We start from the raw sequence: 24903 nt of genomic DNA on the forward strand, positions 1-24903 counted from the left end.
TGGGAGGGGTGATGCGGGTTTATTGCAAAGTATGTGGCCAGAGGGGTCGCATTACCAAGACCAACCAGTTGAGCCCGGATGTATCCGATCTTTACTGCCAATGTACCGATGCAGAGTGTGGCCATTCCTGGGTGGCCTGTCTGTCGTTTGCTCACACCCTGAGCCCATCAGCCAAGACGGCGAACCAGCTGGTATTGAGTCTGGTTGGGTCGCTGACGCCAGAGGGGCGGCAGATGGTACTGAATGGACTGGGGGCGCAATAGCCCCCTAACAATATTGGCTCTCCTTTTCCCAATGCTGTTGCTAACTATAAATTCATTTTATCGGATAACTTGTTGTGCATGTGTAATCTGGCATTAAATAGAACTGCCAATCCTCTAATTTTGTGAATGGAAAGTCCACATAATTCACATTTCTTAATGACAGGTCCAGCAACAGTGATTCGCTTTTTGAATCTAATTTTGTGGCCTGCACAGGATAAATTCCCTTCCCTTTTTCCGTGATCAGAAATGCTACTGGGAAAAATGATAGAAGACTTATCGCGCTACTGTTTCCCTTGTTATGAAATGCTAATATTTTTGCACTCAAATGGCGTCCTTTTGGATAAAACCAATAATAAATATCATGACTATCGTCGATAGAGTCTGACTTACCTAAGACAAAGTTTTTGATTGGAGTGAAGTAAGGGCTATCAGATTGTTTTTGCTGGCATTCATCTTCACTTGTGGCGGCCAGGATATGTCCAGCCATAGCCCGAATGTATTTTATTGGATTAATTTTCACTGACACGAATGAATTGACTCTATTAGCACTTGCAAAATAGTTATTAATTTTTTTAGTTAGCTCTTTGTATGCAATACCTATCTCTGTATCGCCATCAGCAAGAGAGCTGTTGCATTGCTTACATATAGTTTTGAATTTATTTCCGTTCCGTGAACGAACGCCTTTTAGATTTGTTGGAGCGCTTTTAAAAGCTTCTGTTATCAACTTTTGTTCTGTTCTAGTTATCGTTACTGCGCTTTTGGGTGGAACGTGATCCTCAGTTAGTGGTTTATGATTATCGCATATTAAGCAATAGCCCTCTTTCTTTCTTTCGCAAGTTATTCGCTTTGACAGTTCTTTTGCATACTCTCCCATTGTAGTCTCCACTAATAAATTGAATTACTAATTTAAGTGATCGGTTTCTGTTTTGATAGTCATACGTAGAGAAGTTATCTATACACTGACACGGTTTCGTTTGAGATGTTTATCAATGTGTGTTGGTAATCTATCATACTGTACTTATATACAGCGTGTTCGAGGCGTTTATGATGTTTGCTCAACCCACTCCTGATGCCCCCTTGTTGGAGCTCCCCCTGTTCCTCTCCCCGGTGGCCTGCGGCTTTCCGTCACCGGCGCAGGACTACACCGAGCAAACCATCGACCTTAACCAGCTGTGTATTGCCCACCCGGCGGCCACCTACTTTGTGCGGGCAGCCGGTGACAGTATGGTCGACTACGGGATCCGCGATGGCGACCTGCTGGTCGTGGACCGTAGCCGTAAGGCGCTGGATGGCTGCGTGGTGGTCGCCGCGGTCGATGGTAAATTCACGGTGAAGAAGTTGCAGCTTGAGCCATCGGTGGCGCTGCTCCCGGGTAACCCTGTCTATCGGCCTATTCATTTCTGCGAGGGGCAGGAGCTGGAGATTTTCGGGGTGGTAGCCTTCGTCGTGCACAAGATGGCGACCCCATGAACAAGCACTGCGCCGTCGCCCTGGTCGACGTGAACAACTTCTTACGCCAGTTGCGAGCGGCTGTTTCGCCCTGACCTCAAAGGCCGGCCCATCGTGGTGCTCTCCAACAACGATGGCTGCGTTGTCGCCCGTTCGGCGGAGGCCAAGGCGCTGGACATCAAGATGGGGGTGCCCTACTTCCAGATCAGCCAGTTCTTCGAGGCCATGGGCGGGGTCTGGTTTTCCAGCAACTACGCACTCTATGGAGACATGTCGAACCGGGTGATGACCATTCTGGAGGGGATGGCCCCGGCGGTGGAGGTCTACAGCATCGACGAGGCCTTTATCGAGCTGAGCGAGTCTTGGGCTGGCGACCTGGTGACTTATGGCCGCCAAGTCCGCGAGCGGGTGCAGCAGTGGACCGGGCTTGTGGTTGGGGTCGGCATCGGCCCCACCAAGACGCTGGCCAAGCTGGCCAACTATGCCGCCAAGAAGTGGCCGGCCACTGGCGGCGTGGTTGATCTGCGGGATGAAGGGCGCCGCGCCAAGCTGATGGCGATCACCCCGGTGGACGAGATATGGGGTATTGGCCGGCGGCTGACAGCCAAGCTGGAAACTCAGGACATAAAAACGGTGGCCGATCTGGTCGCTGCTGACCCCAAGAGCCTGCGGCGCCGTTATGGCGTGGTCGTGGAACGCACTGTGCAGGAGCTGCGCGGGATCCCTTGCGCCGAGCTGGAGCAAAAGGCCCAGGCCAAGCAGCAGATCATCTGCTCGCGTTCCTTCGGCGAGCGCATCACCCAGATAGGCCCCATGCACCAGGCACTGGCCGGTTACATGGAGCGCGCCGCCGAGAAGCTGCGAGGCGAGGGGATGTGCTGCCGGCATGTGACGCTCTTCATTCGCACCAGCCCGTTCAGCGATCGGGAACCCTATTACGGCAACCAGGTGAGCACCAGGCTGGCCATGCCCACCCATGACACCCGTGCTCTGCTGGCCCTGATCCCCGAATTGCTCCCCCGCATCTGGCGCGACGAGCAACGCTATCAGAAAGGAGGGGTCATGCTGACTGACTTCATCCCCTCCAACATGCAGCAGGGCGACCTGTTCGCAGGTGAGCAGCAATCCCCGCATCGCGAGGCGCTGATGCAGGTCATCGACAAGATCAACCAGGGGCAACTGGGGAAGGTCTACTTCGCCGTTCGTGGCCGAGACACCAAAGAGTGGATGATGAAGCGGGATCAGTTAAGCCCCCGCTACACCACCGCGCTCGGCGAGCTGCCGGTGGTGAAGGCATAAACAACCTTAAGCACTTCATATGAAGGACTGTTGCTAAAATACTGAGATGGCTCCAGCCGAGAGTTAGGGAGCAAGATGGCAATAAAAAAGGAGAATCAGCATGTTTGAGAGTGGTGATCTGATTTTTACGCAAATAGGGCCACCGGACAATGCAATATCGGCGGTAACCAAAGGCTATGGTGGAGCTCGTGTCAATCACATGGGGGTTGTTGTACTCAACAATTATGGCACCTATGTGCTGGAGGCATTTCCGCCAGAAGTTCGAGTGACGAATTTGGCCGTACACCTGCGTCGTTCTGAGTTTGAGCCGGGTAAACCTCGCTACATTCACGCACGACTTCGTGATGAGCACAAAGCACTAATTCCCAGTGCCATTTCTTATGGACTTGAAAAGAGAGGTATGCCTTACGATGTCATTTATTTAACTGATGAACTAGCACTGTATTGCAGTGAGTTAGTAGTGGATATGTTTAAGCATGCAAACGGTGGTGTTGCGTTCTTTCCTGAAAAGCCGATGAGTTTTCGTGATCTGAAGACTGGTGAAATATCACCTTCTTGGGTGGATTACTATGAGACGTTTGGGATGAAGGTGCCCGAGGGGGAGCCAGGATCAAACCCTGGGGACATCAGTCGAGATATACAGCTTAACATTTTGAGCGTTGTCGGTGTCATAACTGGCTATAAAGAACCCTAGCATGTCGTTTGATGAAATGCGTAGAAGGAAAAATCACTACGTCTTGATACATTAGTTTATGCATTCAATTTTTCATCAAAATTCACCATCACCACCCTATTATAAAAAACAGGTTCAGTGGTAATCTGAAAGATTGTTTCTGGAACCATGCCGTGGATGATGGATCCATTATTAAATACGGATTTAGGGGGAAGATTTTGCAGTGCTTAGTTATAAATATCAAGGGCAAATAGGTAAGCTCCACCATTCAGCTATAGACCTGCCATGAGAACAAGGAGGTACTCATCGCTCTACTATGTCGTGAAGTTAATTTATCTCACGAAGAAGCAATTCGGATTTGCAAATCATGGTAATTTATTGTTAGTGTGTTAGTTATGAGTTTTTGGTGGTATACACACTGCAGTGTGCAGTGTATTGCCAAATATTTATCTGTCATATAGGTGAGTATATGAGTGACATGTCGGTTATAGACGTAGATTATCAAGACGTGAATGAAGCTCTTTGTGAAACAAAAGAATTGAACCCTGGTTTCGATATATTCGAAAGAGATTATTTTTTAATAGCAAAAGGTAATTATAAAGCGTACGCAGTACTATATGACTTTTATGATGAAGATGATGACCTTCCTGAGCTTGCGAGGTTTTTTGTCCCAAAGGAGTTTCGCAAGAATGGTTTTGGCAAACTTGCCGCTAAAGCACTTATAGACCATATCTTAAAAAGTAAATGCAAGTTTGTAATTGAACCAGTAAATGACTCCGTCAACTTTTGGGAAAAAGTGTTTTTACAATTCGATGGTGGTTTGAATTTTCAGAATATTGGCGGAACGAAAAATATAGTGAGTAAAATAAACTCTTAGAGAGTGATTTACAATTTTTACTATGCGCTATATACATTTGTTGACTGAGGTTAGATAAGAAACTCTACACTCCGATGCGAGTTATATTTTTGCTATAGAACGGGCGTTTCATCTCTTGTACAGATTTATCTGTTATCAGCCACTACTTGGTGCAGAGATGGCTTGTACTCAGGGTTGAGCTGCTCTGCTGCGCCCGGATTGGCACAGTCGGTGGTGCTGCCCGGTGCGATAAAGAGGGTGCGGCCGGTGACGGCACACCTGATGGTGCCGCTCTGGTCGATGGCCACGGGGGCGAGCCCGTCCACGATATGGCGGCGGCCAACAGATCGGCCATCTGCGGTCAGCACCGGCACGGTGGGGCGGTTGGCTCTGGCCTGAAACGGGGTCGGCACCTCGGGGGCGATGGCCGGCAGGGCCAGCGATGTTGGGCGAGGGTGCCGGCGGCGCAGGCCACTGCCTGCTGTTTGCCCTGTAGCATTCCTACCCACTGGCTGATTTCCTTGGCTGGCCAGCGCTGCTGCAGGATGCAGGTCACCTGATTTTCCAGGCGGCGGTATTCTTCCCGGCTGACGGTCTGTTTGCTGTTCATGTTTATGCCCACTCCTCGCTGTAGTCGTTCTGTTCTTGCATCCACTCCGGCACGTCTAGCCCCTCCAGTACCCGCCACATCTCTGACTGATAGGGCTCCGGCAGCATCTCTATCCAACTGCGGGTACCGGTATGGCCCTGTGCCTGGTAGACCTTGCCGCAGAGCTCAACCAGCATCGGCCAGTCCTGATCGCCTTCCGGTACCGCGTACTCATCCGGCTGGTTCGGCTCGGCTGGCGACTGGCCCTCTGGCACCCAGTCCGGTTCGCTTGGTACCGCTCGGCTCGATTGCACCTGGCCGTTCTCAAGCCAGAGGGTGAAACCGTCAGTTGTGACGCTTGCTCCAGCCCGCAAACGTCCGATCGAGAAGGGTGATAAACCCCATTGCTCTGCCATCAACTGATCCGCGAACGCCTCAGGATCCGGCTGCGTACAGTTATTGTCAGAGCTCCAAGGAGCCGGGCTGCCGCCCGACTTAACCCCAACACCCCCAACCGAACCCCCGGCGGCCTTGGCGGCCTCAAAGGTGCCTGCTGGTACAACTTCCCAACCTTGCAGGCGGGTCTTGATACCCAGGCGAGCGGTGTGCAGCCCCATCAGGCGTTTGATGTCTTCGCCGTAGCTGTTGGCCTGTTCTTCGATGAGGTGGGCTAGTTTGATGGGGTGCTCGGATCTGGTAGCCAGCGCCCCGCCCATGGCTTCGAGGTAGCAGCGAAAGATGGCGTTATCGGCGGCATAGCGGGCGGCCTCAAAGCGCGGGTCTTGCAATACCGGCTTGGGTGGCCCCACCAGATCGCCGTGCTTCTTGGCGTTGCTGATGCGGCGTAGCTCGCGCCATACCCCGACTGGTGCACCGCCGATCTGCTGGAAGGTGCGGATCCCCCACCAACTGGCCCAGGCGCAGGCATGCTGGGCGCCCTGGTCAGCCTTTGTACCTGCCTCGTCATCACCATCAACGTGTTCGCCATCGATGTTCTTGGCGATATAGGCAGCGATGTAGCCGGTGGCATCGCCCTTGGACGGGTCGATCTCCTTCCAGTCGAAGCGTGGGGTAAAGTCGGTGAAGGGAATGCCCAGGTTGTTGCGCTCCAGCTCCAACAGGTCATCGGTCAGGGCGTAACGTTGAAGGGTGCTGATCACCTTATTCCGGTCGCTGGGGCGCATAAACAAAAGCATGTGCCAGTGCGGCGTACCGTCGTGATGAGGTTCGCAGACGCGGAAGCCATAGACAGGCACGCCCCATCGTTTCAGATATGAGCGGGCCCGGCTCCAGAGCTGACCCAGATAGGCGCAGGTGTCGCGCGGGGTTGCTCCCTGGTACTTGTCGTTTTCGATGGTCTTGCCGTTGCGGCCGGTCTTCCAAGCGTGAAAGCGGCTCGGGGCTGTCCAGGTGAAGAACACCCCGACATGGCCCTGCTCCTCGGCGTAGTCTTCAAAGCCGCGCATGCGGGTCATCATCTCGGCTCGGCGGTTGACCGGGTTGGCATTGCTCGCTTCCCAGCAGTCCTTCATAGAGACAACCAAGTCGTGCTGCTCGTTCATCACCTCCGACTCGGCTAGCCAGCGCATCATGGCCCGCTTGCGCTCGCGCACCACCTTCATGGTGGCGTTCGAGATGTAGGCAGAGACGCCCTTGCGCACCTTGCCCAGCAGAATGGCGATGTGCTCTTGCAGCCTGTCCCAGCAGCGGTTGATGCGCCTTTCCCACCACTTGGCAGATAGCAGGCGCACTATCACGCTCAGGATCCAGTTATCCCTTGCCTCTTTGGTTTTGAATTTCGGCATCTTGCCGATGAATGCCCATTGGTCGGCTGGCTGCTTGATGGATTCCCATGTCTCCATCAGGTCCAGTTCACCGGCTGTGGTGTTCTGCTCGATATTTTTCCAGATGGCGGCGGTCTGGTTGGCGAACTGGTGGGCGACCCGCTTGCGGCCTTCTTCGTCGCGCAGGTGCTGGGCATCGACCGGCAGCGCCATCACCAGGGAGCGGACCCATTTCACACGTTCCCGCAGCCAGATGTTTGCGCTGCGGCAGTTGCGGGTGGTGCCATCTTTGCGGCGGCGCACGTACTGCTTGAACAGCACCAGGGTGAACTGCATGGAGAGGCCATCGAGCAGTTGCACCGCCCAGACCAGATCGGATTCACCAGGGGCGCCCACAAAGGCGGCCTCCAGCTTGGTACCCGGCATGGCGTTGGCGAGGGCGTCGATGCGGGCCTTGAGTGTTCTTTTTGACAGCGGAAGCTGGTTCGGTTTTGGCGTCGGCAGACGGCTGATGGAAAAACCAAATTGGCCAGCCTCGGCGGCTGGCCCTGTGTTGTTCTGGTGATTCATTGGTGATGGTTTCCCGACAGCTCTTTGATGTTGTTCCGGCAGGAGGCCAGCGCAAGGAGGGCATGCCGCGCCATCTTTCTGGCAGCGATACACTGGCGCAGGGTGAGGGAGACCGTGCAGCGTGGGCGAGGGGATAGCTGGCGCATTTCCAGCAGGCGGCGCTGATACGAGCGCAAACGGGCCTCATCGCCCATCAGGGTGTCGAACCACCTATCCACACGGGTTTGCAGTTCAGAGATCAGGAGGTTGCTCATTTGATGGTTTCTCCCAGTCCATGGAGTTGTTCGTGCGTAGCCCACCATTCGGCGATCTCTTTGGCCAGCGCCACTTCTCCAGTTCCCAGCACCAGCCAGTACAAGGTGCGGATACCACCCAGCTCAAGCAGACCGCTGGGCTGTTGAAGATATTCACGTCTCGCTGCTTCCCAATGTTTGGCCAGCTGGCTGACCGGTGCCGGTGGCTGCATATGGGCATGGCCCGCCTCGGTAGTGCCCTGGTCATCCTGCTGGGCTTCCAGTTCAAACAGGTCTGTCATTCCTCATCCCCCATCACTGAGTCGTCATCGAGCAGATCAGCGGGGCGGCTGGTCACGACCAGCTGCACCTGGATGTACTCATCCCCTGAATAGAGCTCGCCCAGAGCGATGCGGTTTGTCTGCTCAGTGCTGGCCAGCAGCTCGGTCAGCAGCGGCAGTACGGCCTGTTCGGCGCGCCTAGCGATATGAATGGCGTCGATGCTCATGCAACCCCCTCGATGATGCGGATAAAGCCAGAGGTCAGACGCTCCATGCGGGCGTACCCGTTCTGGCCGCGCAGCCAGGTGGTACCGCAGTTGGTGTAACCCTGTTGCACCAGGTAGGTACTGGCGGCCTTGATGCTTGGTTCGGTGTGACGAGTGATAACGGCGGCCATGATCAGATCCCTCCACGGCTGTTGACGCATGACCAGACCGCTCGCCATGCCATGCCGGCGGGGCGCTCCAATGAACGGATCAGGTCTGGATTAGCAATGTGACGGCTGGCAAGCTTGCGGTTTTGCAGGCGCAGGTTGCGCACTGTGTCGAGAATGGCTAAAGTTGGCATGTCGATTTTCCTAGTCGATAAGTAACTGATGAAAGCCCGCTGGTGTTGGCGCACCGATAGCGGGTTTTTTTATTGTCCGATTGCTCTCGGGCCTTGCTGTGTCATCTGGCTTGCCGCTATAACGGCTTGTTTCAGTTCCAGCCTCTTTGTCCTCTCTCTCTTCAATCTCTCGATATCCCCAATGGCTCTTGTGGTCGGCGCCGGGTGCCACACCTTGGTGTCACAGCCACCGCGAAACTCCCCCTGGAACTCCAGCGCAATCACCGCCAGCCTTATCGACTCGCGCTGTGCATGAGGTTGGGCTGACAAGGTTGCGGTTATTAACTCACCCCGTGGTTGGCGGGCGATGGCACAGATGGCCGCTTTTTTGGCCTGGCTCATGGCCAGCCAGTCGGTGTCCAGGCTGGAGCGTGTTTTGCCGAATAGTTCGCGCAGCAGCAGGCAGCCTGCCGTGTTCATGGCCACTTGCTCAGTGGGTGTTAGGCCGGCCAAATTGCGCTGTTCATGGTCGATGCGTTGCGTTTGCATGGGTTCCCCCTTACATGGTCGCGGCCTGCATCAGGATGTCTGACGCACAGGCCAAGGTCGGTACCGCTTGGAAGCGGGCCTCAATGTCGTGGATAAGCAGCGCCAGTGACCCCATAGCGGAGGTAGCCACGCTGACGATGGTGTTTCGTTCGGTGCGGGTGACCCTACCCCGGTCGGCCAGTTCCACTGCTCGCATGCCGATGTTGGCCACATCAGCGTTGAGACGGATCGCCTGATGGGGCAGGGATGACGCCCGGTCGGCGCGGGGAATGGCAATGGCCGTTAGGCCACATTCCAGCAGCATGCCGTCGAACAGGGTTTCGTCCCCGTCGGTGGCGTGGTAGAGCGCGATAAGATCGGCCACTGTCAGCTGGTGCGGCTGGTCAGGGCTGAGCTTGTTCCTCAATACCTGAGCATCAATGCCAGCTGACGGGGCTATTTGGCTGATCACATGGTTGGATTTAAATCTGCTGCATGCAGATTCGAAGTGCGGATGTTTGCAGTCGTCACCGATAAACATGGTTCTCGCTCCATTGAGTGCCATAGTTATCAGGAGATTGCAGGCAGGTATGCGGCTGTGGCGGCTTTGTGGTACAGCGCGACCATGTTGATCAGGACGCGGTGCTTGGGGCCTGGTTTCGGCATGATCTGCAGCTCACCGCTGGAAATCATCTTCTTTACTGTGCCAACAGGAATGCCGGTGTCTGCGCTATAGCGCTCGATGGTTTTGACCGGTGTGTCGATCTTGAGTGCAATCTCTGACATGATAGATCCCCTTAAACGTTGCTCAATACGGCTCGATATAGCTCTAAAGCTTCAATTCAATCTCACAAAGCGAATTGTTGATCTAAAAAGCTACATGGTCAAGCCGAAGGAGCATTAATCGTTCAATAAAGTTCTATAAGGTGCTTTATGACTACGGAGAAAGCTTTAAAGGTTGATTTTGATCAATCATCCTTCTCAGAACGACTCAATAAGGTGATAGGCAATGAGCCACTGCGCGCTTTTGCTCGACGAGCTGACATGAGCGATAGCGGCCTCAAGCGCTATTTGTACGAAGGAACCATTCCCCCTATTGATCGAGCTTTAAACTTGGCGCGAGCAGGAGGAGTCACCTTTGATTGGCTGGTGTTTGGTATCGGTGAAGCGGCTAGCAGCCCGCGAACAAATCTGCCTATTGCGTCCGCCTCTGATGTTCAAGGCTTTCACTTGACCGACGAGTTCACCACGATCCCCGCTTATCAGGTGTTTGCCAGTGCAGGCCATGGCAGCAATATCAATGATGAGCCGCTGGCCGAGCCAATGGCATTCCGTTCTGACTGGCTGCGCCGTGAGGGGTTTGACCCGGCCAAGATGGCGGTCATCCGCGCCAAGGGCGACAGCATGGAGCCGACCATTAACGATGGTGATGTGATCCTGGTTCGCCTGAAGAATGGGGAAGCGCCCCGCGATGGCCTCTATGTGCTGCGCCTCGATGGCGGCCTGTTCGTAAAGCGCCTGCAATTCGACCTGGGTGGAGTGCGCATCATCTCCGACAACCCCTTGTACAAATCCCGTGACCTGAGCAAAGCCGAACTGGCCGAGCTGGATCTGGTTGGTCGTGTAGTCTGGGCCGGCAAGAAGTTTTAAGTTGAGGGTGGGCGGTGACTGTCAAAAAGATAGAGGGGCAAGCCAAGCCTTGGCGGGCAGACGTCCGCCCTGATGGGGTGAACGGTCCCCGTCTGCGCAAATCCTTTATGACCAAGGGGGAGGCGCTGGCGTGGGAACGGCATCAGCTGATGAACAAGCCGTGGCTGAAAGAGGCTGAACCCGATCCTGAGCAAGGGCATAGTGGCCAGCGATTGCTGGACCTGGTTCATCTCTGGTTTGGGAGGCATGGGCAGACGTTGGCCGATGGCGAACGGCGGCGGGACAAGTTGGTGTGGTTGTGTGAGGCGTTGGAAAACCCGGTTGCCAGCGAGTTCACCTCCGAGATGTTTTCGGCATACCGCGAGCGGCGTCTGGCCGGTGACCTCTTTGTTCCAGGGCAGCGCCGGCAGGTAACGCCGACCACCATCAACCGCGAGCAGCTCTATCTGCAGGCGGTATTCAACGAGCTGGCCCGCCTCGGGGTCTGGCACGGTGGCAACCCGCTTGCCGATCTGCGGCAGTACAAGGTTCAGGAGAGTGAGCTGGCCTACCTTTCCCAGGATGAAATCGAGCAGATGCTGGACGTCTGCAAGGAGCAGCGGGATCTGTGGCTGATTGTGATGCTGTGCCTGTCCACCGGGGCGCGCTGGTCTGAAATTGAGAAGGTCAGTCGTTCCCAGATCGGTATGGGCCGGATCACCTTCACAAAGACAAAGGGCAAACGAAACCGGACGGTGCCAGTAGCGCCCTGGTTGCTGGCCATGTTGCCCAAGCACACCGGCCGCCTGTTCAGAGATTGCTATGCCGAGTTCGAGAAAGCCATCAGGCGAGCACACATCAAACTACCAGCAGGGCAGAGCACCCACGTTCTGCGCCACACCTTCGCGAGTCACTTCATGATGAACGGCGGAAACATCCTAGTGCTGCAGCGAATCCTCGGCCACACCGACATCAAGATGACGATGCGCTATGCCCACTTTGCCCCCGATCACCTGGAAGATGCGGTGCGGCTAAATCCCATCACTGCCCTGAAAGATGTCCATAAACAGTCCATCGAGCCGCTCTATATTGAGTGATAAAGCGCGATATTGAACTTTTCCATTCTTTATAAATCAGTAACTTATTTATTTATAATGGTATCCATCGGTTTCAAAATCCGCCGTTGAAAGACGTGTCGGTTCGAGTCCGACCCCGGCACCATTCAGATTCAGTGACAAAAGGCCATCCTCGCGGATGGCCTTTTGTTTTGCAGCGCGTCGCACTTTTTTTCGCGTCGCAGGCCTAGTCGATGTTCTGCGCGATGCGCCACAGCACACCGGACGGGTCATAGAGACAGAAGTCCTTCATGCGCCACGGCTGGCTGACTATCTCGGTCACCCTGACGCCGTAGCGGGCGGCGACGCCGCTCCCATTCACGTGGGCCCACCAGGCTGCCACGTCCTCCACCAGTATGTGCATCATGAAGTGCTCGGCCAGGGCGTCATGGCAGTAGTCCTGCAGCAAGAAGCTCACCTCGCCGAAGTGGAAGTAGGCCACGCCGCCGCCATCGGAAGCCAGGGTGAACCCCAGATCCTGATAGAACTGCCTGGAGAGCGCGAAGTCGCGGGCGGGCACGAAGGCCTTGATTTCAGTTACCTTGAGATTGGTCATGGGATCCTCGTGGTGGGTACAGGTACAGGTACAGGTACAGGTACAGGTACAGGTACAGGTACAGGTACAGGTACAGGTACAGGGTTAAGGGGCATAGCCGCGCCAGTATTACCCGGACGGCGGGACGTCAGCCAGATCCGGCGTGATGACGCCCCTCATGTGGCGGTGCAGGGGGGATGGGCCCGATTGTGCCGGACGCTTGTCACCGGCACGGGGCGGCTCGCAGACCGTCACGCCTGCGGGCTCGGCACAGGTTTCCCGCGCACGCCCTTAACACGCGGTTAAGTTTCCCTGCCCATAGTCTGCCCATACCAGAGGGTATCTCGGGAGGCAGCATGCAACATCGATCCGATTTTTTGACCACCATGGCCAACAAGGTGCCGGAAGTGACTTTGATCTTCTGGATCATCAAGATGATGTCCACCACTGTCGGTGAAACCGCGGCGGATTATCTGATCTTCAACCAGCATCTGGGGCTGACCCTGACGTCGGCCTTGATGGGGGTTCTGCTGGTCATTGTGCTCGCCCAGCAGATCAAGGCGGTGCGCTATGAGCCCTGGCGCTACTGGCTGGCGGTGGTACTGGTCAGCATCTTCGGCACCTTGCTGACCGACAACCTGACCGATCAGGTCGGGATCCCGCTCTGGCTCTCGACCAGCGTTTTTACCCTGCTGCTGCTGGTCACCTTTGCCATTTGGTTTCGTCATGAAGGCACCCTTTCCATTAATTCTATAAATACCCTCAAGCGGGAGAAGTTCTACTGGCTCGCCATCCTGGTCACCTTTGCCCTCGGCACGGCGGCCGGTGACTGGGTGTCGGAGGGGATGGATATCGGCTATCTCAATGCGACCCTGCTGTTTGGCGGCCTGATCGCGCTGACGGCCGTGGCCCATAGGGTCTTCAGGATGAATACGGTGCTCAGCTTCTGGATCGCCTATGTGCTGACCCGGCCGCTGGGGGCTTCGGTGGGGGATCTGCTGTCGCAGTCCGTCAAGCACGGCGGGCTGGGGTATGGGGTGACGACCGTCAGCGAGGTCTTCTTCGTGCTGATCCTCCTCTTGGTAGGCTACCTGACCCTGAGGCGACAGGCCGCGTAGACAGGACCAATGAGGCCGGGCCGAACGGCCCGGTATCCCGGTGGGGAAGCGCAGATCCGGCTTCCCCTTCTTTCTGCCCTCCGCATCCCTTTATCCTGCTTTTCTGCCGCGAGGCCGGAGCCACAGGCTTGCCCTGTTCACTGGCTTCTGCCCATCGCTATCACCGCCATCCCTTCCTCGATTGCCCTCTCTTGTCTCATCTTGGTGCGCCCCATCCTCGCTGCACAGCCGAAGTGCGATCCTGATCCTGTTTGTGGCCAGACTGCGCCATCATGGTGCGTAGCCACATAGCGACCACATCAAGATACTGAAAAATAAGGATTATATTTTTTGGCCTGCTTTATGCTTTAAACCAGTCATGTCGCCATGATGATCCCTGCGGGGTCATACCGAGGGTTAGGGTGGGGCAATATTGATTTGATGATCCGGGTAAATAGCCAAGTTTGACATTCATATCAGGAAATGGACCCGGCCGGGTGCCGGGACGACAAGGAGAGGGCTGTATGTTCAAGAGACTCGTAATGACTGGCCTGCTGGCGCTGACTGCCACCATGGCCGCCCCCGGTTGGGCTGAAGAAGTGGCCGCACAGGCTGATGTGGTGCAGGCGGCCGCGGCCGTGACCATCAACAAGGGCGACAACACCTGGTTGATGGTGGCGGCCACCCTGGTGATCCTGATGTCCATCCCGGGACTGGCCCTGTTCTACGGCGGCCTGGTGCGCGCCAAGAACATGTTGAGCGTATTGATGCAGGTGTTCACCCTGTTCTGCCTCATCACAGTGCTCTGGGTGGTCTATGGCTACTCGCTGGCCTTCACCGAGGGAGGCGCCTTCTACGGATCCTTCGACAAGGTGCTGCTGATGGGCGTCACGCCTGAGTCTATTGGTGCCACCTTCAGCAAGGGTGTGGGGATCAGCGAGTTCATCTTCGTGGTGTTCCAGGGCGCCTTCGCGGCCATCACCTGCGGCCTCATCGTCGGCGGCTTCGCCGAGCGGATGAAGTTTTCCGCCGTGCTGCTGTTCGCGGTGATCTGGTTCACCTTCGCCTACATCCCGATGGCGCACATGGTGTGGTACTGGGCAGGTCCGGATGCCTATACAGACGCTGCTGCGGCCGAAGCTGCCGGTGCCACCGCCGGTTACCTGTTCCAGCACGGCGCCCTCGACTTTGCCGGCGGCACTGTGGTGCACATCAACGCGGCGGTCGCCGGTCTGGTGGGTGCCTTCATGGCGGGCAAACGGGTGGGTTACGGTCGTGATCCCATGACCCCCCATAGCCTGACCATGACCATGATAGGCGCAGCCCTGCTCTGGTTCGGCTGGTTCGGCTTCAACGCCGGCTCCGCACTGGAAGCAAACGGCACCGCCGCCCTGGCGTTGATCAACACCTGGGTAGCCCCGGCCGCCGCCGCGCTGGCCTGGACCTTCGCCGAGTGGCTGATGAAGGGTCGTCCCTCCCTGCTGGGCGCCGTCTCCGGTGCGGTAGCGGGTCTGGTGGCCATCACGCCGGCCGCCGGTTTCGTCGGTGTCGGTGGTGCCCTCATCATCGGCCTGCTGAGCGGTGTGGCCGGTCTGTGGGGAGTGCACGGTCTCAAGCGCCTGCTGGGGGCCGATGACAGCCTGGACGTGTTCGGTCTGCACGGGGTGTGCGGGATCCTGGGCGCCGTACTGACCGGGGTCTTCGCCAGCCCGGATCTGGGCGGTACCGGGGTCTGGGACTATGTGACCAACCAGGTGGCCGAGGGTTACTCCATCCTGACCCAGGTGAAGATCCAGATCATCGGCGTGCTGGTGACGGTGGCCTGGACCGCCCTGGTCTCCGCAGTGGCCTACAAGCTGGTGGATCTGCTGATCGGCCTGCGGGTGAAGGAAGATGCCGAGCGGGAAGGGTTGGATGTCACCAGCCACGGCGAGAAAGCCTACAGCCTGTGATCCCATCGGCTTCCCGTTAACGAATCTGCCGCCGGCCCTGCCCGGCGGCTTTTTTATGGCGGCCCGTATGAAGGGCCCGCTGAAAAGGGTCCTTCACGCCAATCCCCTGTCCACAGGGCCGCCCCCGCTATTTCGTTCTGGCGGCGTTTTATGCCTGCATTTTGGGCGGATCTCCGCTAAACTCTGCCACCCTTTATTCGGGGTAGCCGGGTTAGCCCTGTTTCCATCCTTTATCTATGCCTTCGGAGCCGCTCATGCCGTTAGTGGGACACCAACATCAGATCGATATTCTGGAACTGACCGACAAAGGGGATGGCAAGGGACGCCTGTTCGATCGCCCCCTGTTTGTCGAGGGGCTGCTGCCCGGTGAGCAGGCCCTGGTGGAGCTGACCGAAGTCAAGCCGAACTACCTGCATGGCAAGCTGGTGGAGCTGACCCAGCCCTCCGCCGATCGGGTTCCCGATTTCTGCCCCAACACCGAGTGCGGTGGCTGCCAGGTACGGCCGCTGGCCTATCCGGCCCAGCTCAAGCTCAAGCAGGCACTGGTGCAGAGCGCGCTGGAGCAGGTCGGGCTGACGACTCAGGTCAATCCCATCTTCGGCATGGACAGCCCCTTCGCCTATCGCAACAAGGCGCAATACGCGGTGCGCGGCACCGAGGCTGGCGCCGAGATCGGCTTCTATCGCAAGCATTCCCATGATCTCATCACCGCCGATGACTGCGCGGTGCAGGACTCCCTGCACGTTGAGCTCAACGCCCGGGTGCGCAACTGGATGCGTACGCACGAGATCGCGGCCTATGACGAGGTGAACCACAGCGGTTGCGTGCGCAACCTGATGACTCGCAAGGGCTTCAAGAGCGGCGAGCTGATGGTGGTGCTGGTGACCCTGGGCGAGACCCTGCCGTTTGAGGCCGAACTGCTGGCTGCCCTGAGCGATCTGCCCATCACCACTCTGGTGCAGAATATCAACGACGAGCGCACCAACCGGATCCTGGGTGCGAGCAACCGGGTGCTGCTGGGTGAAGGGGTGATCCGCGACAAGATCCACGAGCTCGAGTTCGAGATCTCCCCGCTCTCCTTCTTCCAGAACAACCCGAGCCAGACCGACGTACTCTACTCCAAGGCCCTCGACTACGCCGAATTGACCGGCAGCGAGACGGTATTCGACATCTACTGCGGTATCGGCACCATTTCCCTGTTCCTGGCGAACAAGGCGGCCAAGGTGGTCGGCATCGAATCGGTGGAGAGCGCCATCGCCGACGCCCGCCGCAATGCGGCGTTGAACGGCATAGAGCACACCGAATTCCACGTGGGCAAGGCCGAGCAACTGATGCCCGAGCTGTATGCCCAGGGCGTGAGCGCCGATGTGGTGGTGATGGATCCGCCCCGCAAGGGCTGTGACAAGGCGGTGCTGCAGACCCTGGTGGCCATGGCGCCGCGCCGGCTGGTCTATGTCTCCTGCAACCCCCAGACCCTGGCACGGGATCTGGCCTGGCTGGTCAAGCAAGGCTTCGTGCTGGACGAGGTGCAGCCGGTAGACATGTTCCCGCACTCCATGCACGTGGAAGCCGTTGTCCGCCTGAGCCTGCCTGCCAAGGGCTGATTTGAGATAGCCGCAGGGTTCTGATAAAAACGACTCCAAATGGAGTCGTTTTTTTATGGCCGCGACAAGGTGGCGGGGAAGGAGCAAGCAGGGATGAGCATTCGTTTGGCAGGGGGGGAAGATGCCGCCGCACTGGATCACTTTTTTCAGCAACTGGATCGGGAGACCCGCTTCATGTTGTTCGAGGCGGGGGAGCGGCCATCGGATATCGAGGGCCAGCGTCAACGCTTGGACGCCATGCAGAGCAGTCAGAACCAGCGGATCTGGCTGCTGGAGCTGGGCCAGGAGCTGCAGGGTTTCGCTGTGATGATGGGGGGGGCCTGCAGCGCAACCGGCACTGTGCCTTGGTGGTGATGGGACTGCGTCAGAGTGCACGGGGTCAGGGTTGGGGTGAGCGCTTGCTGAAAACCCTGATTGCGGCCGCGCCGGGGTATGGCATCAGTCGACTGGAGCTGGGCGTAATGGCGCACAACGAGGTGGCCCACGGTCTCTATCGCAAATGCGGCTTCGTTGATGAGGGACTGCGCCGGCGAGCCTATCGGCTGGGTGATGATGAGGTGAACGAGATCAGCATGAGCCTGTTGTTGCCGTCGGGTCACGCATAACCTGCTCGCTACGACGTGACGACGGGTAGTCTGGGCAGGCAGGTTGCCTGCATTGGCAATAAGGAGCAGAAGATGAAAAGCGTGTTGCTGAATTGGCTGGCCCGCTACGATGCCTGGTGCCAGGAGTGGGGGCTTGTTCCCGAGAACCGGCGCTGCTGCGCGCCGGTGCGTTATGACGAGGATGAGCAAGAGGCGAAGGCGGAAGAGCCGCCTCTTAGCGGAAGTTGCGAGTCACGGCCCCGCTGACGCTGTTGTAGTCAAAGCCCAGCCCGTTCGGGTAAGCGGGCAAGCGGCCGATGGAGTCGCGCAAGATATAGCGGCAGTTGTCGTGACGCAGCTTGCCGTCGGCCTGCCCATCGACGGGGATCAGGCGGGAGATATAGTCGCTGTCCGAGTCGGTATGGAGCTCATCGGAAGCGGTCTGATCGGTGTCGAGCAGGCCGCCGAACAGGCTCTCGCAGTCATCCCGGCTGCTGACGGAGATCTGATCGCTGTCGCCCCCCGGGAAGACGGTATCCGGCCCCTGACCGCCCTGATCCTCCTTGGTACCCACCGGCCAGCCGTGGCTGTTGATATCGAGATCCTGCTTGCCCATGCCGCTAAAGTTGTAGAGTGCCAGCGGCTCTCCCCTCACCTTGACGGCCCAGCCCGCATGGGCCAGCTGGACGGCGCTGGAAAAACTGCCCGCGGTCGCCGACACGCTGCTCTTGAGGGCATCGTCCTTGATGTTGATGAAACGGGGCAGGGCGGTGACCGCCAGGATCCCCAGCACTATGATGACCAGCACCAGCTCTATCAGGGTAAAGCCGTGAGAAATGCGTTTTGACATGGAATGAACCCATTAAGTACGACAAACAGGTAAGCGTGATATGCAACTGATCGATACCCACTGCCACCTCGATTTTCCGGTCTTCGAGCCCGATAGGGAGGCGCTGCTGGCCCAGTGGCGTCAATTGGGAGTGGGCAAGTATATCATCCCCGCCGTGGGAGAGGAAAACTGGACTCGCCTGATCTCATTGGCCGAGCGCCATGCCGGCATCGCCTACGGTCTGGGCATCCATCCCTGGTATGTGGGGGCACAGGCGCCCGACGTGCTGGCACGGCTGCACGCCTTGCTGGCGAGCAGGCCGCGCGGCCTGGTGGCCATCGGCGAGTGCGGACTGGATCTGCGCAGTCAGGTGCCGCAGGAGGGGCAGGTCGAGATGTTTGAGGCGCAGATAAGGCTGGCGATGGAACACGAGTTGCCGCTTATCGTCCACTCGGTGCGAGCCAACGACACCGTCGCCAAGATCCTGCGGCGCTTCAAACCGGCCGCTGGCGGGGTGATCCACGCCTTCAGCGGTTCCCTGCATCAGGCCGAAGTGTTCTGGCAACTTGGCTTCAGGCTGGGTATAGGTGGCGTCATCAGCTACGAGCGGGCCAACAAGACCCGGGAGGCGATCCGCGACATGCCGCTGGAGGCGCTGCTGCTGGAAACCGATGCCCCCGACATGCCGCTGCAAGGGCGGCAAGGGGAGCCCAATACTCCCGCCAGCCTGCCCGTGATCGCGCAACTCTTGGCCGAATTGCGGCAGCAGCCGCTGGAAGATGTTATTTCGGTGTTGCATGAATCCACTTTGCGGGCCTTCCCGCGCATGGAGCGTGAAATTAACAGTTGATTAACTGTTGATATCGCAGTGATAAAAAACAGGACCCATAAAAATCGTTTGCGGTCTAATTAAACGACGGCCGGCCCTTTTCAGCCTTATAAAATGTGACCAGCATTCTACTTTGTCGCACCGTAATTAGTATAATGCGCACCCTTGATTAACGGCTTTAAGATACAAAACGTTAACAAGCTGGAAGGTGCTACATAAGAGGAAATATTAATAATGAATCTGATAATGGGTCTGGTAGGGATGGTAACGCTCATCCTTATCGCGGTGCTGTTCTCCAGTAATCGCAAAGCAATTAAAATTCGCACCGTTGGCGGTGCCTTTGCCATTCAAGCCGGTCTGGGCGCCTTCGTGCTCTACGTCCCTGTCGGCCGGGATATTCTGGTCGGCGTATCTGATGCTGTTTCCAGCGTCATCGGTTATGGCCACAACGGTATCGAATTCCTGTTCGGTGGACTGGTCAGCAACAAGATGTTTGAACTCTTCGGTGGCGGTGGCTTCATCTTCGCCTTCCGCGTGCTGCCCGTCATCATCTTCTTCTCCTCCCTGATCGCGGTTCTCTATTATCTGGGCATCATGCAGTGGGTGATCAAGCTGCTGGGTGGTGGCCTGCAAAAGATGCTGGGTACCTCCCGTACCGAATCCCTGTCTGCGACCGCCAACATCTTCGTCGGCCAGACTGAAGCGCCGCTGGTGGTGCGTCCCTTCATCGGCAAGATGACCGATTCCGAGCTGTTTGCCGTCATGTGTGGTGGCCTGGCCTCCGTCGCCGGCTCCGTGCTGGCCGGTTACGCCTCCATGGGCGTCAAGATGGAATACCTGATCGCCGCCTCCTTCATGGCCGCGCCGGGTGGTCTGTTGTTCGCCAAGTTGCTGGTACCGGAAACCGAGACCCCCAACTATGACGAGAGCGCTGCCGATGGCGAGCTGGACGACAAGCCGGCCAACGTGATCGATGCCGCCGCCGCCGGTGCCTCTGCCGGTCTGCAACTGGCCCTGAACGTGGGCGCCATGCTGCTGGCCTTCATCGGTCTGATCGCCATGATCAACGGCATCTTCGCCGGTGTGGGTGGCTGGTTCGGTTATCCGCAGCTCTCCCTGGAACTGCTGCTGGGCTGGTTGTTCTCCCCGCTGGCCTTCCTCATCGGTGTGCCCTGGAGCGAAGCCGTGGTGGCGGGTTCCTTCATCGGTCAGAAGCTGGTGGTGAACGAGTTCGTGGCTTACCTGAACTTCGCCCCCTATCTGAAGGATGAGGTGCTGATCAACGGCGTGGCCATGTCCGACCACACCAAGGCCATCATCTCCTTCGCCCTGTGCGGTTTCGCCAACCTGTCCTCCGTTGCCATCCTGCTGGGTGGTCTGGGGTCCATGGCGCCAAACCGTCGCGGCACCATCGCCAGGTTCGGTCTGAAGGCCGTGCTGGCAGGCTCGCTGTCCAATCTGATGTCTGCCACCATCGCAGGCTTCTTCCTGGCATTGACAGCCATGTAGTATTTGCCTGACAGTCAGGTAAAGACGAACGCCACAGCATAAAGCTGTGGCGTTCGCGTTTGAGGCGGTGACAACCGTTTGCGTTTCTAGACTAATAATAAAATGAGTCAAATCGGAGGTTATATGAATGAAGTGCTACTGGCGATGGCAGCCGGCTTTATCGTTGGCTTGTTGTTTTCTTTCCTCAAATTACCTATTCCGGCGCCTCCCGTGCTGTCAGGGGTAATGGGGATTGTAGGGGTGTATCTGGGGGGGATTGCCTACTCCTGGATCCTGACCCGCTTCTTCTCTTAAGCACTTTCCAGTACCGGATTTGCCAGATGTGAGGTACCTCTGAAAATGGCAAATCCGGCTTGCAAACACGGGGTATCTCGGCTGAAATAGGCGATGCCAGCAGGGTGCTGGCATTGACTAATACCCACATGAAGTGGGTGTTGGCGGTCAAATGGAATTGATTGGGAAGTCGGGTCCGCGGTTGTCGGCCTTTCTCAAGTCTTCATGGAACCAAGTCCGCACTTTTGTAAGAAAGTGACAGGGCTCTTGCCTTATTTGCAGCCGTATTGCCTGTGCATTTGCGCTGTAATTCCATATCCCCTTTACCCGGGATCTTCTCTTGCCGATCCTGCGTGGTTCGGCGAAGGCTGATCACTGGTATGCGGGACTTATCGAGACTTTGGAGACATAGCATGACCGATCTGAAACTGGCCGCCCAACGCGCCCTGAACCTGATGGACCTGACCACCCTGAACGATGACGACACCGATCAGAAGGTCATCGATCTGTGCCGCAAGGCCAAGTCCCCGGCCGGCCTCACCGCCGCCGTCTGCATCTATCCCCGTTTCATCCCCATCGCACGCAAGACCCTGCGTGAGATCGGCGCCGCCGACGTGCGCATCGCCACCGTGACCAACTTCCCCCACGGCAATGACGACATCGAGATCGCCGTGGCCGAGACCCGCGCCGCCGTGGCTTACGGTGCCGACGAGGTGGACGTGGTATTCCCTTACCGTGCCTTCATGGCGGGCAATGAACAGGTCGGCTTCGATTTGGTCAAAGCTTGTAAGGAAGCCTGCGGTACTCAAGCCCTGCTGAAGGTGATCATCGAGACCGGTGAGCTGAAAGAAGAGGCCCTGATCCGTCGCGCCTCCGAGATCAGCATCGACGCCGGTGCCGACTTCATCAAGACCTCCACCGGCAAGGTGCCGGTGAACGCGACCCCGGAAGCGGCCCGCATCATGATGGAAGTGATCAAGGCCAAGAACCCGAAAGTGGGCTTCAAGCCTGCCGGTGGTGTGAAGGACGCGGCCGTGGCCGGTCAGTACCTCGCCATGGCCGAAGAGATCCTGGGCAAGGACTGGGTTTCCCCCCGTACCTTCCGCTTCGGCGCTTCCAGCCTGCTGGCCAGCCTGCTGGCGACCCTGGGCCACGGCGACAAGCCGGCCAATACCAGCGGTTACTAAGCGGTGGCAGGGGACGGCATGCCGTCCCCTATTTCGGTCTGTGTTCGTGCGTGATGCACGGAGGGAATGAAAGATGTTTTTGCCTCAAGAAATTATTCGCAAGAAGCGCAACGGTGAAGCGCTCAGTACCCAAGAGATTCAATTCTTCGTCCAGGGCATTACCAACAACAGCATCGGCGAAGGCCAGATCGCGGCCCTCGCCATGGCGGTCTACTTCAAGGACATGACCATGGACGAGCGGGTCGCCCTGACCTGTGCCATGCGCGACTCCGGCATGGTGCTGACCTGGGATCACCTGAACCTCGGCGGTCCTATCGTCGACAAGCACTCCACCGGCGGTGTGGGTGATGTGGTCTCCCTGATGCTCGGCCCCATGGTCGCCGCCTGCGGTGGCTTCGTGCCGATGATCTCCGGTCGTGGTCTCGGCCACACCGGCGGTACCCTGGACAAGCTCGACGCCATCCCTGGCTACCAGACCTCGGTCGACAACGATCGTTTCCTGAAGGTGGTGAAAGAAGCGGGCGTGGCCATCATCGGCCAGACCGGCGATCTGGCACCCGCCGACAAGCGCATCTACGCGGTGCGTGACATCACGGCCACCGTCGAATCCATCGCCATGATCACCGGCTCCATCCTCTCCAAGAAGCTCGCCTCCGGGCTCGAAGCGCTGGTGATGGATGTGAAAGTCGGTTCGGGCGCCTTTATGCCGACCTTCGAAGCCTCGGAAGAGCTGGCCAAGAGCATCGTCGCCGTGGCCAACGGTGCCGGTTGCCGCACCTCTGCGCTGCTCACCGACATGAACCAGGTGCTGGCCTCCAGCGCCGGCAACGCGGTGGAAGTGCGTGAAGCGGTGCGCTACCTGACCGGTGCCTATCGCAATCCGCGCATCCACGAAGTCACCATGGCCCTGTGCGCAGAGATGCTGATCTCCGCCCATCTGGCCAGCAATGACGCCGATGCCCGTCGCAAGCTGCAGGCGGTGCTGGACAACGGTAAGGCGGCCGAGATCTTCGGTCGTATGGTGACTGGGCTGGGTGGCCCCGCCGACTTCATCGAACGTCACGACAACTACCTGCCCAAGGCCGCCATAGTGCGCCCGGTATTCGCCGCCAAGAGCGGTTTCGTGACCGCCATGGATACCCGTGAACTGGGTCTGGCCGTGGTTGCCATGGGCGGCGGTCGCCGCGCCGCCAGTGACAAGCTCGATTACGCGGTCGGGTTGACCGACTTTATTCGCCTGGGTCAGAGCGTCGACGCTGACAAGCCGCTCGCGCTGATCCACGCTCAAACTGAAGAGCAATTCACTCAGGCTGCCAGCATGGTGCAGGCGGCTGTCAGGATCGGTGACACTCAACCCCAGGCGCTGCCTGAGGTCTATCGTCGCATCGGTCTGGCTGATTTGTAACAAGGGGAAGTCCCATGAAACGTACCTTTATTCTGATGATGGACTCTTTCGGTATTGGCGCTGCCGCCGATGCCGAAAAGTTCGGAGATGTGGGCGCAAATACCCTTGGCCATATCGCCAAGGCCTGTGCTGCCGGTGAGTTCGAGGGCCGCGGTGCCCTCAATCTGCCGAACCTGAACAAGCTGGGTCTGGGCCATGCAGGCGAACTCGCCTCCGGTCACTTCCCGGAAGGCCTGAAGAAGGACATCGAGGTGATCGGTGCCTACGGTTTCGCTCAGGAGCTCTCCTCCGGCAAGGACACCCCGTCCGGCCACTGGGAGATCGCCGGCGTGCCCGTGCTGTTCGAGTGGGGATACTTCAAGGATCATCACAACAGCTTCCCGCAGGAGCTGCTGGACGCCATCGTCGAGAAGGCGGGTCTGTCCGGCTATCTGGGCAACTGCCACGCCTCCGGCACCCAGGTGCTTGACGATCTGGGCGAAGAGCACATGCGCACCGGCAAGCCGATCCTCTACACCTCTGCCGATTCCGTGTTCCAGATCGCCTGCCACGAAGAGACCTACGGCCTCGAGAAGCTCTATGAGCTGTGCCACATAGTGCGCGAGCTGCTGGAGCCCTACAACATTGGCCGCGTCATCGCCCGTCCGTTCGTGGGCAGCGGCAAGGGCAACTTCAAGCGCACCGGCAACCGTCACGACTACTCAGTGCTGCCGCCGGCACCGACAGTGCTGGATTACATGAAGGATGCGGGTGGCCAGGTGGTTTCCATCGGCAAGATCGCCGACATCTACGCCAACCAGGGCATCACCAAGCAGGTGAAGGGCACCGGCCTGACCGAGCTGTGGGATCGCACCCTGGAAGAGGTAAAAGCCGCCGGTGACAACACCATCGTCTTCACCAACTTCGTCGACTTCGACTCCTCCTACGGCCACCGCCGTGACGTGAAGGGCTATGCCGACGCGCTGGAGTACTTCGATTCCCGTCTGCCCGAGCTGTTCGACATACTGCAGGATGGCGACGTGGTGGTGCTGACCGCCGACCACGGCTGTGATCCGACCTGGAACGGCACCGATCACACCCGTGAATACATCCCTGTGCTGTTCTACGGCAAGCCGGTCAAGGCGGGGTCCGTCGGTCGTCGCGAGACCTTTGCCGACATCGGCCAGAGCATAGCCGCGTACCACGGTCTGCCCAAGCTGCAATACGGCACCAGCTTCCTGTGATCGCGATCCCGGGCAGGATGTTGCATGACCTGCCCGGGTTGCAGCACGGTACCGGCTTCCG

28 protein-coding genes and 3 pseudogenes are annotated in these 24903 nt (G+C 57.9%); 18 read left to right on the forward strand and 13 right to left on the reverse strand.

Translation table 11 applies throughout. From position 1 onward, the window contains the following. Positions 1-11: 11 nt before the first annotated feature. Positions 12-263, forward strand: a complete 252-nt coding sequence (locus tag BN1124_RS20980; RefSeq protein ID WP_082041647.1) for an Ogr/Delta-like zinc finger protein — start codon at positions 12-14, stop codon at positions 261-263. Between the two features lie 52 nt (positions 264-315). Here the strand turns inward: BN1124_RS20980 and BN1124_RS20985 are convergent, their stop codons facing one another. After that, positions 316-1137: a metal-binding protein gene (locus BN1124_RS20985; protein ID WP_082041648.1), complete on the reverse strand. Its 822-nt coding sequence runs from the start codon at positions 1135-1137 to the stop codon at positions 316-318. Between the two features lie 173 nt (positions 1138-1310). On the opposite strand from BN1124_RS20985, the gene umuD reads away from it, so the two are divergent. From umuD to BN1124_RS14910, 4 genes and pseudogenes are all read left to right on the forward strand, one after another. Next, positions 1311-1733, forward strand: coding sequence for a translesion error-prone DNA polymerase V autoproteolytic subunit (umuD, locus tag BN1124_RS14895; RefSeq protein ID WP_042643373.1), 423 nt, complete (start codon positions 1311-1313; stop codon positions 1731-1733). After that, positions 1730-3011: pseudogene (umuC, locus tag BN1124_RS14900) on the forward strand (translesion error-prone DNA polymerase V subunit UmuC). Before umuD ends, umuC begins: the two are co-directional and overlap by 4 nt. Positions 3012-3111: 100 nt before the next feature. Next, positions 3112-3705: a YiiX/YebB-like N1pC/P60 family cysteine hydrolase gene (locus BN1124_RS14905; RefSeq protein WP_042643192.1), complete on the forward strand. Its 594-nt coding sequence runs from the start codon at positions 3112-3114 to the stop codon at positions 3703-3705. A 448-nt stretch (positions 3706-4153) separates the two neighbouring features. Continuing rightward, on the forward strand, positions 4154-4561 hold the full coding sequence (locus BN1124_RS14910) for a GNAT family N-acetyltransferase (protein WP_082041649.1): 408 nt from the start codon (positions 4154-4156) through the stop codon (positions 4559-4561). 125 nt (positions 4562-4686) lie between these two features. On the opposite strand, the pseudogene BN1124_RS14915 reads toward BN1124_RS14910, so the two are convergent. The 10 genes and pseudogenes from BN1124_RS14915 to BN1124_RS14955 all read right to left on the reverse strand — a co-directional run bounded on the left by BN1124_RS14915 (position 4687) and on the right by BN1124_RS14955 (position 9857). Beyond that, positions 4687-5150 (reverse strand): annotated as a pseudogene (locus BN1124_RS14915) (hypothetical protein). 2 nt (positions 5151-5152) lie between these two features. Further along, positions 5153-7483 carry a replication endonuclease gene (locus BN1124_RS14920; protein ID WP_197066220.1) on the reverse strand — a complete coding sequence of 777 codons (2331 nt, stop codon included), beginning with the start codon at positions 7481-7483 and terminating at the stop codon, positions 5153-5155. Further along, on the reverse strand, positions 7480-7737 hold the full coding sequence (locus BN1124_RS14925) for a hypothetical protein (protein ID WP_042643195.1): 258 nt from the start codon (positions 7735-7737) through the stop codon (positions 7480-7482). Before BN1124_RS14925 ends, BN1124_RS14920 begins: the two co-directional genes overlap by 4 nt. Continuing rightward, entirely contained in the window at positions 7734-8018 is a 285-nt protein-coding gene (locus BN1124_RS14930) for a hypothetical protein (protein WP_042643197.1), read from the reverse strand. Before BN1124_RS14930 ends, BN1124_RS14925 begins: the two co-directional genes overlap by 4 nt. Continuing rightward, a complete protein-coding gene (locus BN1124_RS14935; RefSeq protein WP_042643199.1) occupies positions 8015-8224 on the reverse strand; it encodes a hypothetical protein in 210 nt (69 codons plus the stop codon). The genes BN1124_RS14930 and BN1124_RS14935 overlap by 4 nt, the downstream gene beginning before the upstream one ends. Next, on the reverse strand, positions 8221-8394 hold the full coding sequence (locus BN1124_RS14940) for a hypothetical protein (RefSeq protein WP_231553651.1): 174 nt from the start codon (positions 8392-8394) through the stop codon (positions 8221-8223). The genes BN1124_RS14935 and BN1124_RS14940 overlap by 4 nt, the downstream gene beginning before the upstream one ends. Before the next feature lie 2 nt (positions 8395-8396). Continuing rightward, a complete protein-coding gene (locus BN1124_RS21590; RefSeq protein WP_197066225.1) occupies positions 8397-8564 on the reverse strand; it encodes a hypothetical protein in 168 nt (55 codons plus the stop codon). A 69-nt stretch (positions 8565-8633) separates the two neighbouring features. Beyond that, positions 8634-9092, reverse strand: a complete 459-nt coding sequence (locus BN1124_RS14945) for a hypothetical protein (protein WP_042643203.1) — start codon at positions 9090-9092, stop codon at positions 8634-8636. A gap of 10 nt (positions 9093-9102) precedes the next feature. Next, on the reverse strand, positions 9103-9612 hold the full coding sequence (locus tag BN1124_RS14950; RefSeq protein ID WP_042643205.1) for a phage regulatory CII family protein: 510 nt from the start codon (positions 9610-9612) through the stop codon (positions 9103-9105). 29 nt (positions 9613-9641) lie between these two features. Further along, the gene (locus BN1124_RS14955) at positions 9642-9857 is read right to left on the reverse strand and encodes a hypothetical protein (RefSeq protein WP_042643207.1); all 216 of its coding nucleotides are present in this window, start codon (positions 9855-9857) and stop codon (positions 9642-9644) included. A gap of 147 nt (positions 9858-10004) precedes the next feature. Here BN1124_RS14955 and BN1124_RS14960 point away from each other — a divergent pair, with 147 nt between their 5' ends. Together BN1124_RS14960 and BN1124_RS14965 are read left to right on the forward strand one after the other, a co-directional pair. Next, positions 10005-10721: a LexA family transcriptional regulator gene (locus tag BN1124_RS14960; RefSeq protein ID WP_042643209.1), complete on the forward strand. Its 717-nt coding sequence runs from the start codon at positions 10005-10007 to the stop codon at positions 10719-10721. Positions 10722-10735: 14 nt separating this feature from the next. Further along, positions 10736-11797: a phage integrase gene (locus BN1124_RS14965; protein WP_042643211.1), complete on the forward strand. Its 1062-nt coding sequence runs from the start codon at positions 10736-10738 to the stop codon at positions 11795-11797. Between the two features lie 205 nt (positions 11798-12002). Here the strand turns inward: BN1124_RS14965 and BN1124_RS14970 are convergent, their stop codons facing one another. After that, positions 12003-12371 (reverse strand): VOC family protein, encoded by a 369-nt coding sequence (locus tag BN1124_RS14970; RefSeq protein WP_042643213.1) that lies wholly within the window; start codon positions 12369-12371, stop codon positions 12003-12005. 335 nt (positions 12372-12706) lie between these two features. Between BN1124_RS14970 and BN1124_RS14975 the strand changes: the two genes are divergently transcribed. From BN1124_RS14975 to BN1124_RS21595, 5 genes and pseudogenes are all read left to right on the forward strand, one after another. Further along, a complete protein-coding gene (locus BN1124_RS14975; protein WP_042643215.1) occupies positions 12707-13468 on the forward strand; it encodes a COG4705 family protein in 762 nt (253 codons plus the stop codon). 503 nt (positions 13469-13971) lie between these two features. Continuing rightward, positions 13972-15399: an ammonium transporter gene (gene amt / locus BN1124_RS14980; RefSeq protein ID WP_042643217.1), complete on the forward strand. Its 1428-nt coding sequence runs from the start codon at positions 13972-13974 to the stop codon at positions 15397-15399. Positions 15400-15653: 254 nt separating this feature from the next. Next, complete coding sequence (gene rlmD / locus BN1124_RS14985; protein ID WP_042643219.1) at positions 15654-17003, forward strand: 23S rRNA (uracil(1939)-C(5))-methyltransferase RlmD; 1350 nt, start codon at positions 15654-15656, stop codon at positions 17001-17003. A gap of 93 nt (positions 17004-17096) precedes the next feature. Then, positions 17097-17608, forward strand: a pseudogene (locus BN1124_RS14990) (N-acetyltransferase family protein). A gap of 72 nt (positions 17609-17680) precedes the next feature. Continuing rightward, positions 17681-17854 (forward strand): hypothetical protein, encoded by a 174-nt coding sequence (locus BN1124_RS21595; RefSeq protein ID WP_197066221.1) that lies wholly within the window; start codon positions 17681-17683, stop codon positions 17852-17854. Here the strand turns inward: BN1124_RS21595 and tppF are convergent. Continuing rightward, positions 17823-18437 carry a type IVa pilus pseudopilin TppF gene (gene tppF, locus BN1124_RS14995; RefSeq protein WP_042643221.1) on the reverse strand — a complete coding sequence of 205 codons (615 nt, stop codon included), beginning with the start codon at positions 18435-18437 and terminating at the stop codon, positions 17823-17825. The genes BN1124_RS21595 and tppF overlap by 32 nt on opposite strands. Positions 18438-18477: 40 nt before the next feature. Here tppF and BN1124_RS15000 point away from each other — a divergent pair, with 40 nt between their 5' ends. From BN1124_RS15000 to BN1124_RS15025, 6 genes are all read left to right on the forward strand, one after another. Then, on the forward strand, positions 18478-19266 hold the full coding sequence (locus BN1124_RS15000; RefSeq protein WP_042643223.1) for a TatD family hydrolase: 789 nt from the start codon (positions 18478-18480) through the stop codon (positions 19264-19266). A 213-nt stretch (positions 19267-19479) separates the two neighbouring features. After that, positions 19480-20754 (forward strand): NupC/NupG family nucleoside CNT transporter, encoded by a 1275-nt coding sequence (locus BN1124_RS15005; protein WP_042643225.1) that lies wholly within the window; start codon positions 19480-19482, stop codon positions 20752-20754. Between the two features lie 123 nt (positions 20755-20877). Continuing rightward, positions 20878-21048, forward strand: coding sequence for a XapX domain-containing protein (locus BN1124_RS15010; protein ID WP_033129527.1), 171 nt, complete (start codon positions 20878-20880; stop codon positions 21046-21048). A gap of 392 nt (positions 21049-21440) precedes the next feature. Then, a complete protein-coding gene (gene deoC, locus BN1124_RS15015) occupies positions 21441-22214 on the forward strand; it encodes a deoxyribose-phosphate aldolase (RefSeq protein ID WP_042643228.1) in 774 nt (257 codons plus the stop codon). Positions 22215-22287: 73 nt separating this feature from the next. Next, on the forward strand, positions 22288-23619 hold the full coding sequence (deoA, locus tag BN1124_RS15020; protein ID WP_042643230.1) for a thymidine phosphorylase: 1332 nt from the start codon (positions 22288-22290) through the stop codon (positions 23617-23619). 14 nt (positions 23620-23633) lie between these two features. Further along, on the forward strand, positions 23634-24842 hold the full coding sequence (locus tag BN1124_RS15025; protein WP_042643232.1) for a phosphopentomutase: 1209 nt from the start codon (positions 23634-23636) through the stop codon (positions 24840-24842). Positions 24843-24903 lie beyond the last annotated feature (61 nt).

This window comes from Aeromonas eucrenophila, assembly GCF_000819865.1.
Lineage (GTDB): Bacteria > Pseudomonadota > Gammaproteobacteria > Enterobacterales > Aeromonadaceae > Aeromonas > Aeromonas eucrenophila.

Bases quoted from the DNA above. Each gene is read 5' to 3' on its own strand.
- BN1124_RS20985 (WP_082041648.1), bottom strand. From the start codon at position 1,137: ATGGGAGAGTATGCAAAAGAACTGTCAAAGCGAATAACTTGCGAAAGA.
- BN1124_RS15010 (WP_033129527.1), top strand. From the start codon at position 20,878: ATGAATGAAGTGCTACTGGCGATGGCAGCCGGCTTTATCGTTGGCTTG.
- BN1124_RS14970 (WP_042643213.1), bottom strand. From the start codon at position 12,371: ATGACCAATCTCAAGGTAACTGAAATCAAGGCCTTCGTGCCCGCCCGC.
- BN1124_RS21590 (WP_197066225.1), bottom strand. From the start codon at position 8,564: ATGCCAACTTTAGCCATTCTCGACACAGTGCGCAACCTGCGCCTGCAA.
- deoA (WP_042643230.1), top strand. From the start codon at position 22,288: ATGTTTTTGCCTCAAGAAATTATTCGCAAGAAGCGCAACGGTGAAGCG.
- tppF (WP_042643221.1), bottom strand. From the start codon at position 18,437: ATGTCAAAACGCATTTCTCACGGCTTTACCCTGATAGAGCTGGTGCTG.
- BN1124_RS15025 (WP_042643232.1), top strand. From the start codon at position 23,634: ATGAAACGTACCTTTATTCTGATGATGGACTCTTTCGGTATTGGCGCT.
- BN1124_RS14930 (WP_042643197.1), bottom strand. From the start codon at position 8,018: ATGACAGACCTGTTTGAACTGGAAGCCCAGCAGGATGACCAGGGCACT.
- amt (WP_042643217.1), top strand. From the start codon at position 13,972: ATGTTCAAGAGACTCGTAATGACTGGCCTGCTGGCGCTGACTGCCACC.
- BN1124_RS14975 (WP_042643215.1), top strand. From the start codon at position 12,707: ATGCAACATCGATCCGATTTTTTGACCACCATGGCCAACAAGGTGCCG.
- BN1124_RS20980 (WP_082041647.1), top strand. From the start codon at position 12: ATGCGGGTTTATTGCAAAGTATGTGGCCAGAGGGGTCGCATTACCAAG.
- BN1124_RS14950 (WP_042643205.1), bottom strand. From the start codon at position 9,612: ATGTTTATCGGTGACGACTGCAAACATCCGCACTTCGAATCTGCATGC.
- rlmD (WP_042643219.1), top strand. From the start codon at position 15,654: ATGCCGTTAGTGGGACACCAACATCAGATCGATATTCTGGAACTGACC.
- BN1124_RS14905 (WP_042643192.1), top strand. From the start codon at position 3,112: ATGTTTGAGAGTGGTGATCTGATTTTTACGCAAATAGGGCCACCGGAC.
- BN1124_RS14960 (WP_042643209.1), top strand. From the start codon at position 10,005: ATGACTACGGAGAAAGCTTTAAAGGTTGATTTTGATCAATCATCCTTC.
- BN1124_RS14920 (WP_197066220.1), bottom strand. From the start codon at position 7,483: ATGAATCACCAGAACAACACAGGGCCAGCCGCCGAGGCTGGCCAATTT.
- BN1124_RS14945 (WP_042643203.1), bottom strand. From the start codon at position 9,092: ATGCAAACGCAACGCATCGACCATGAACAGCGCAATTTGGCCGGCCTA.
- deoC (WP_042643228.1), top strand. From the start codon at position 21,441: ATGACCGATCTGAAACTGGCCGCCCAACGCGCCCTGAACCTGATGGAC.
- umuD (WP_042643373.1), top strand. From the start codon at position 1,311: ATGTTTGCTCAACCCACTCCTGATGCCCCCTTGTTGGAGCTCCCCCTG.
- BN1124_RS14910 (WP_082041649.1), top strand. From the start codon at position 4,154: ATGAGTGACATGTCGGTTATAGACGTAGATTATCAAGACGTGAATGAA.
- BN1124_RS21595 (WP_197066221.1), top strand. From the start codon at position 17,681: ATGAAAAGCGTGTTGCTGAATTGGCTGGCCCGCTACGATGCCTGGTGC.
- BN1124_RS15005 (WP_042643225.1), top strand. From the start codon at position 19,480: ATGAATCTGATAATGGGTCTGGTAGGGATGGTAACGCTCATCCTTATC.
- BN1124_RS14925 (WP_042643195.1), bottom strand. From the start codon at position 7,737: ATGAGCAACCTCCTGATCTCTGAACTGCAAACCCGTGTGGATAGGTGG.
- BN1124_RS14955 (WP_042643207.1), bottom strand. From the start codon at position 9,857: ATGTCAGAGATTGCACTCAAGATCGACACACCGGTCAAAACCATCGAG.
- BN1124_RS14940 (WP_231553651.1), bottom strand. From the start codon at position 8,394: ATGGCCGCCGTTATCACTCGTCACACCGAACCAAGCATCAAGGCCGCC.
- BN1124_RS15000 (WP_042643223.1), top strand. From the start codon at position 18,478: ATGCAACTGATCGATACCCACTGCCACCTCGATTTTCCGGTCTTCGAG.
- BN1124_RS14935 (WP_042643199.1), bottom strand. From the start codon at position 8,224: ATGAGCATCGACGCCATTCATATCGCTAGGCGCGCCGAACAGGCCGTA.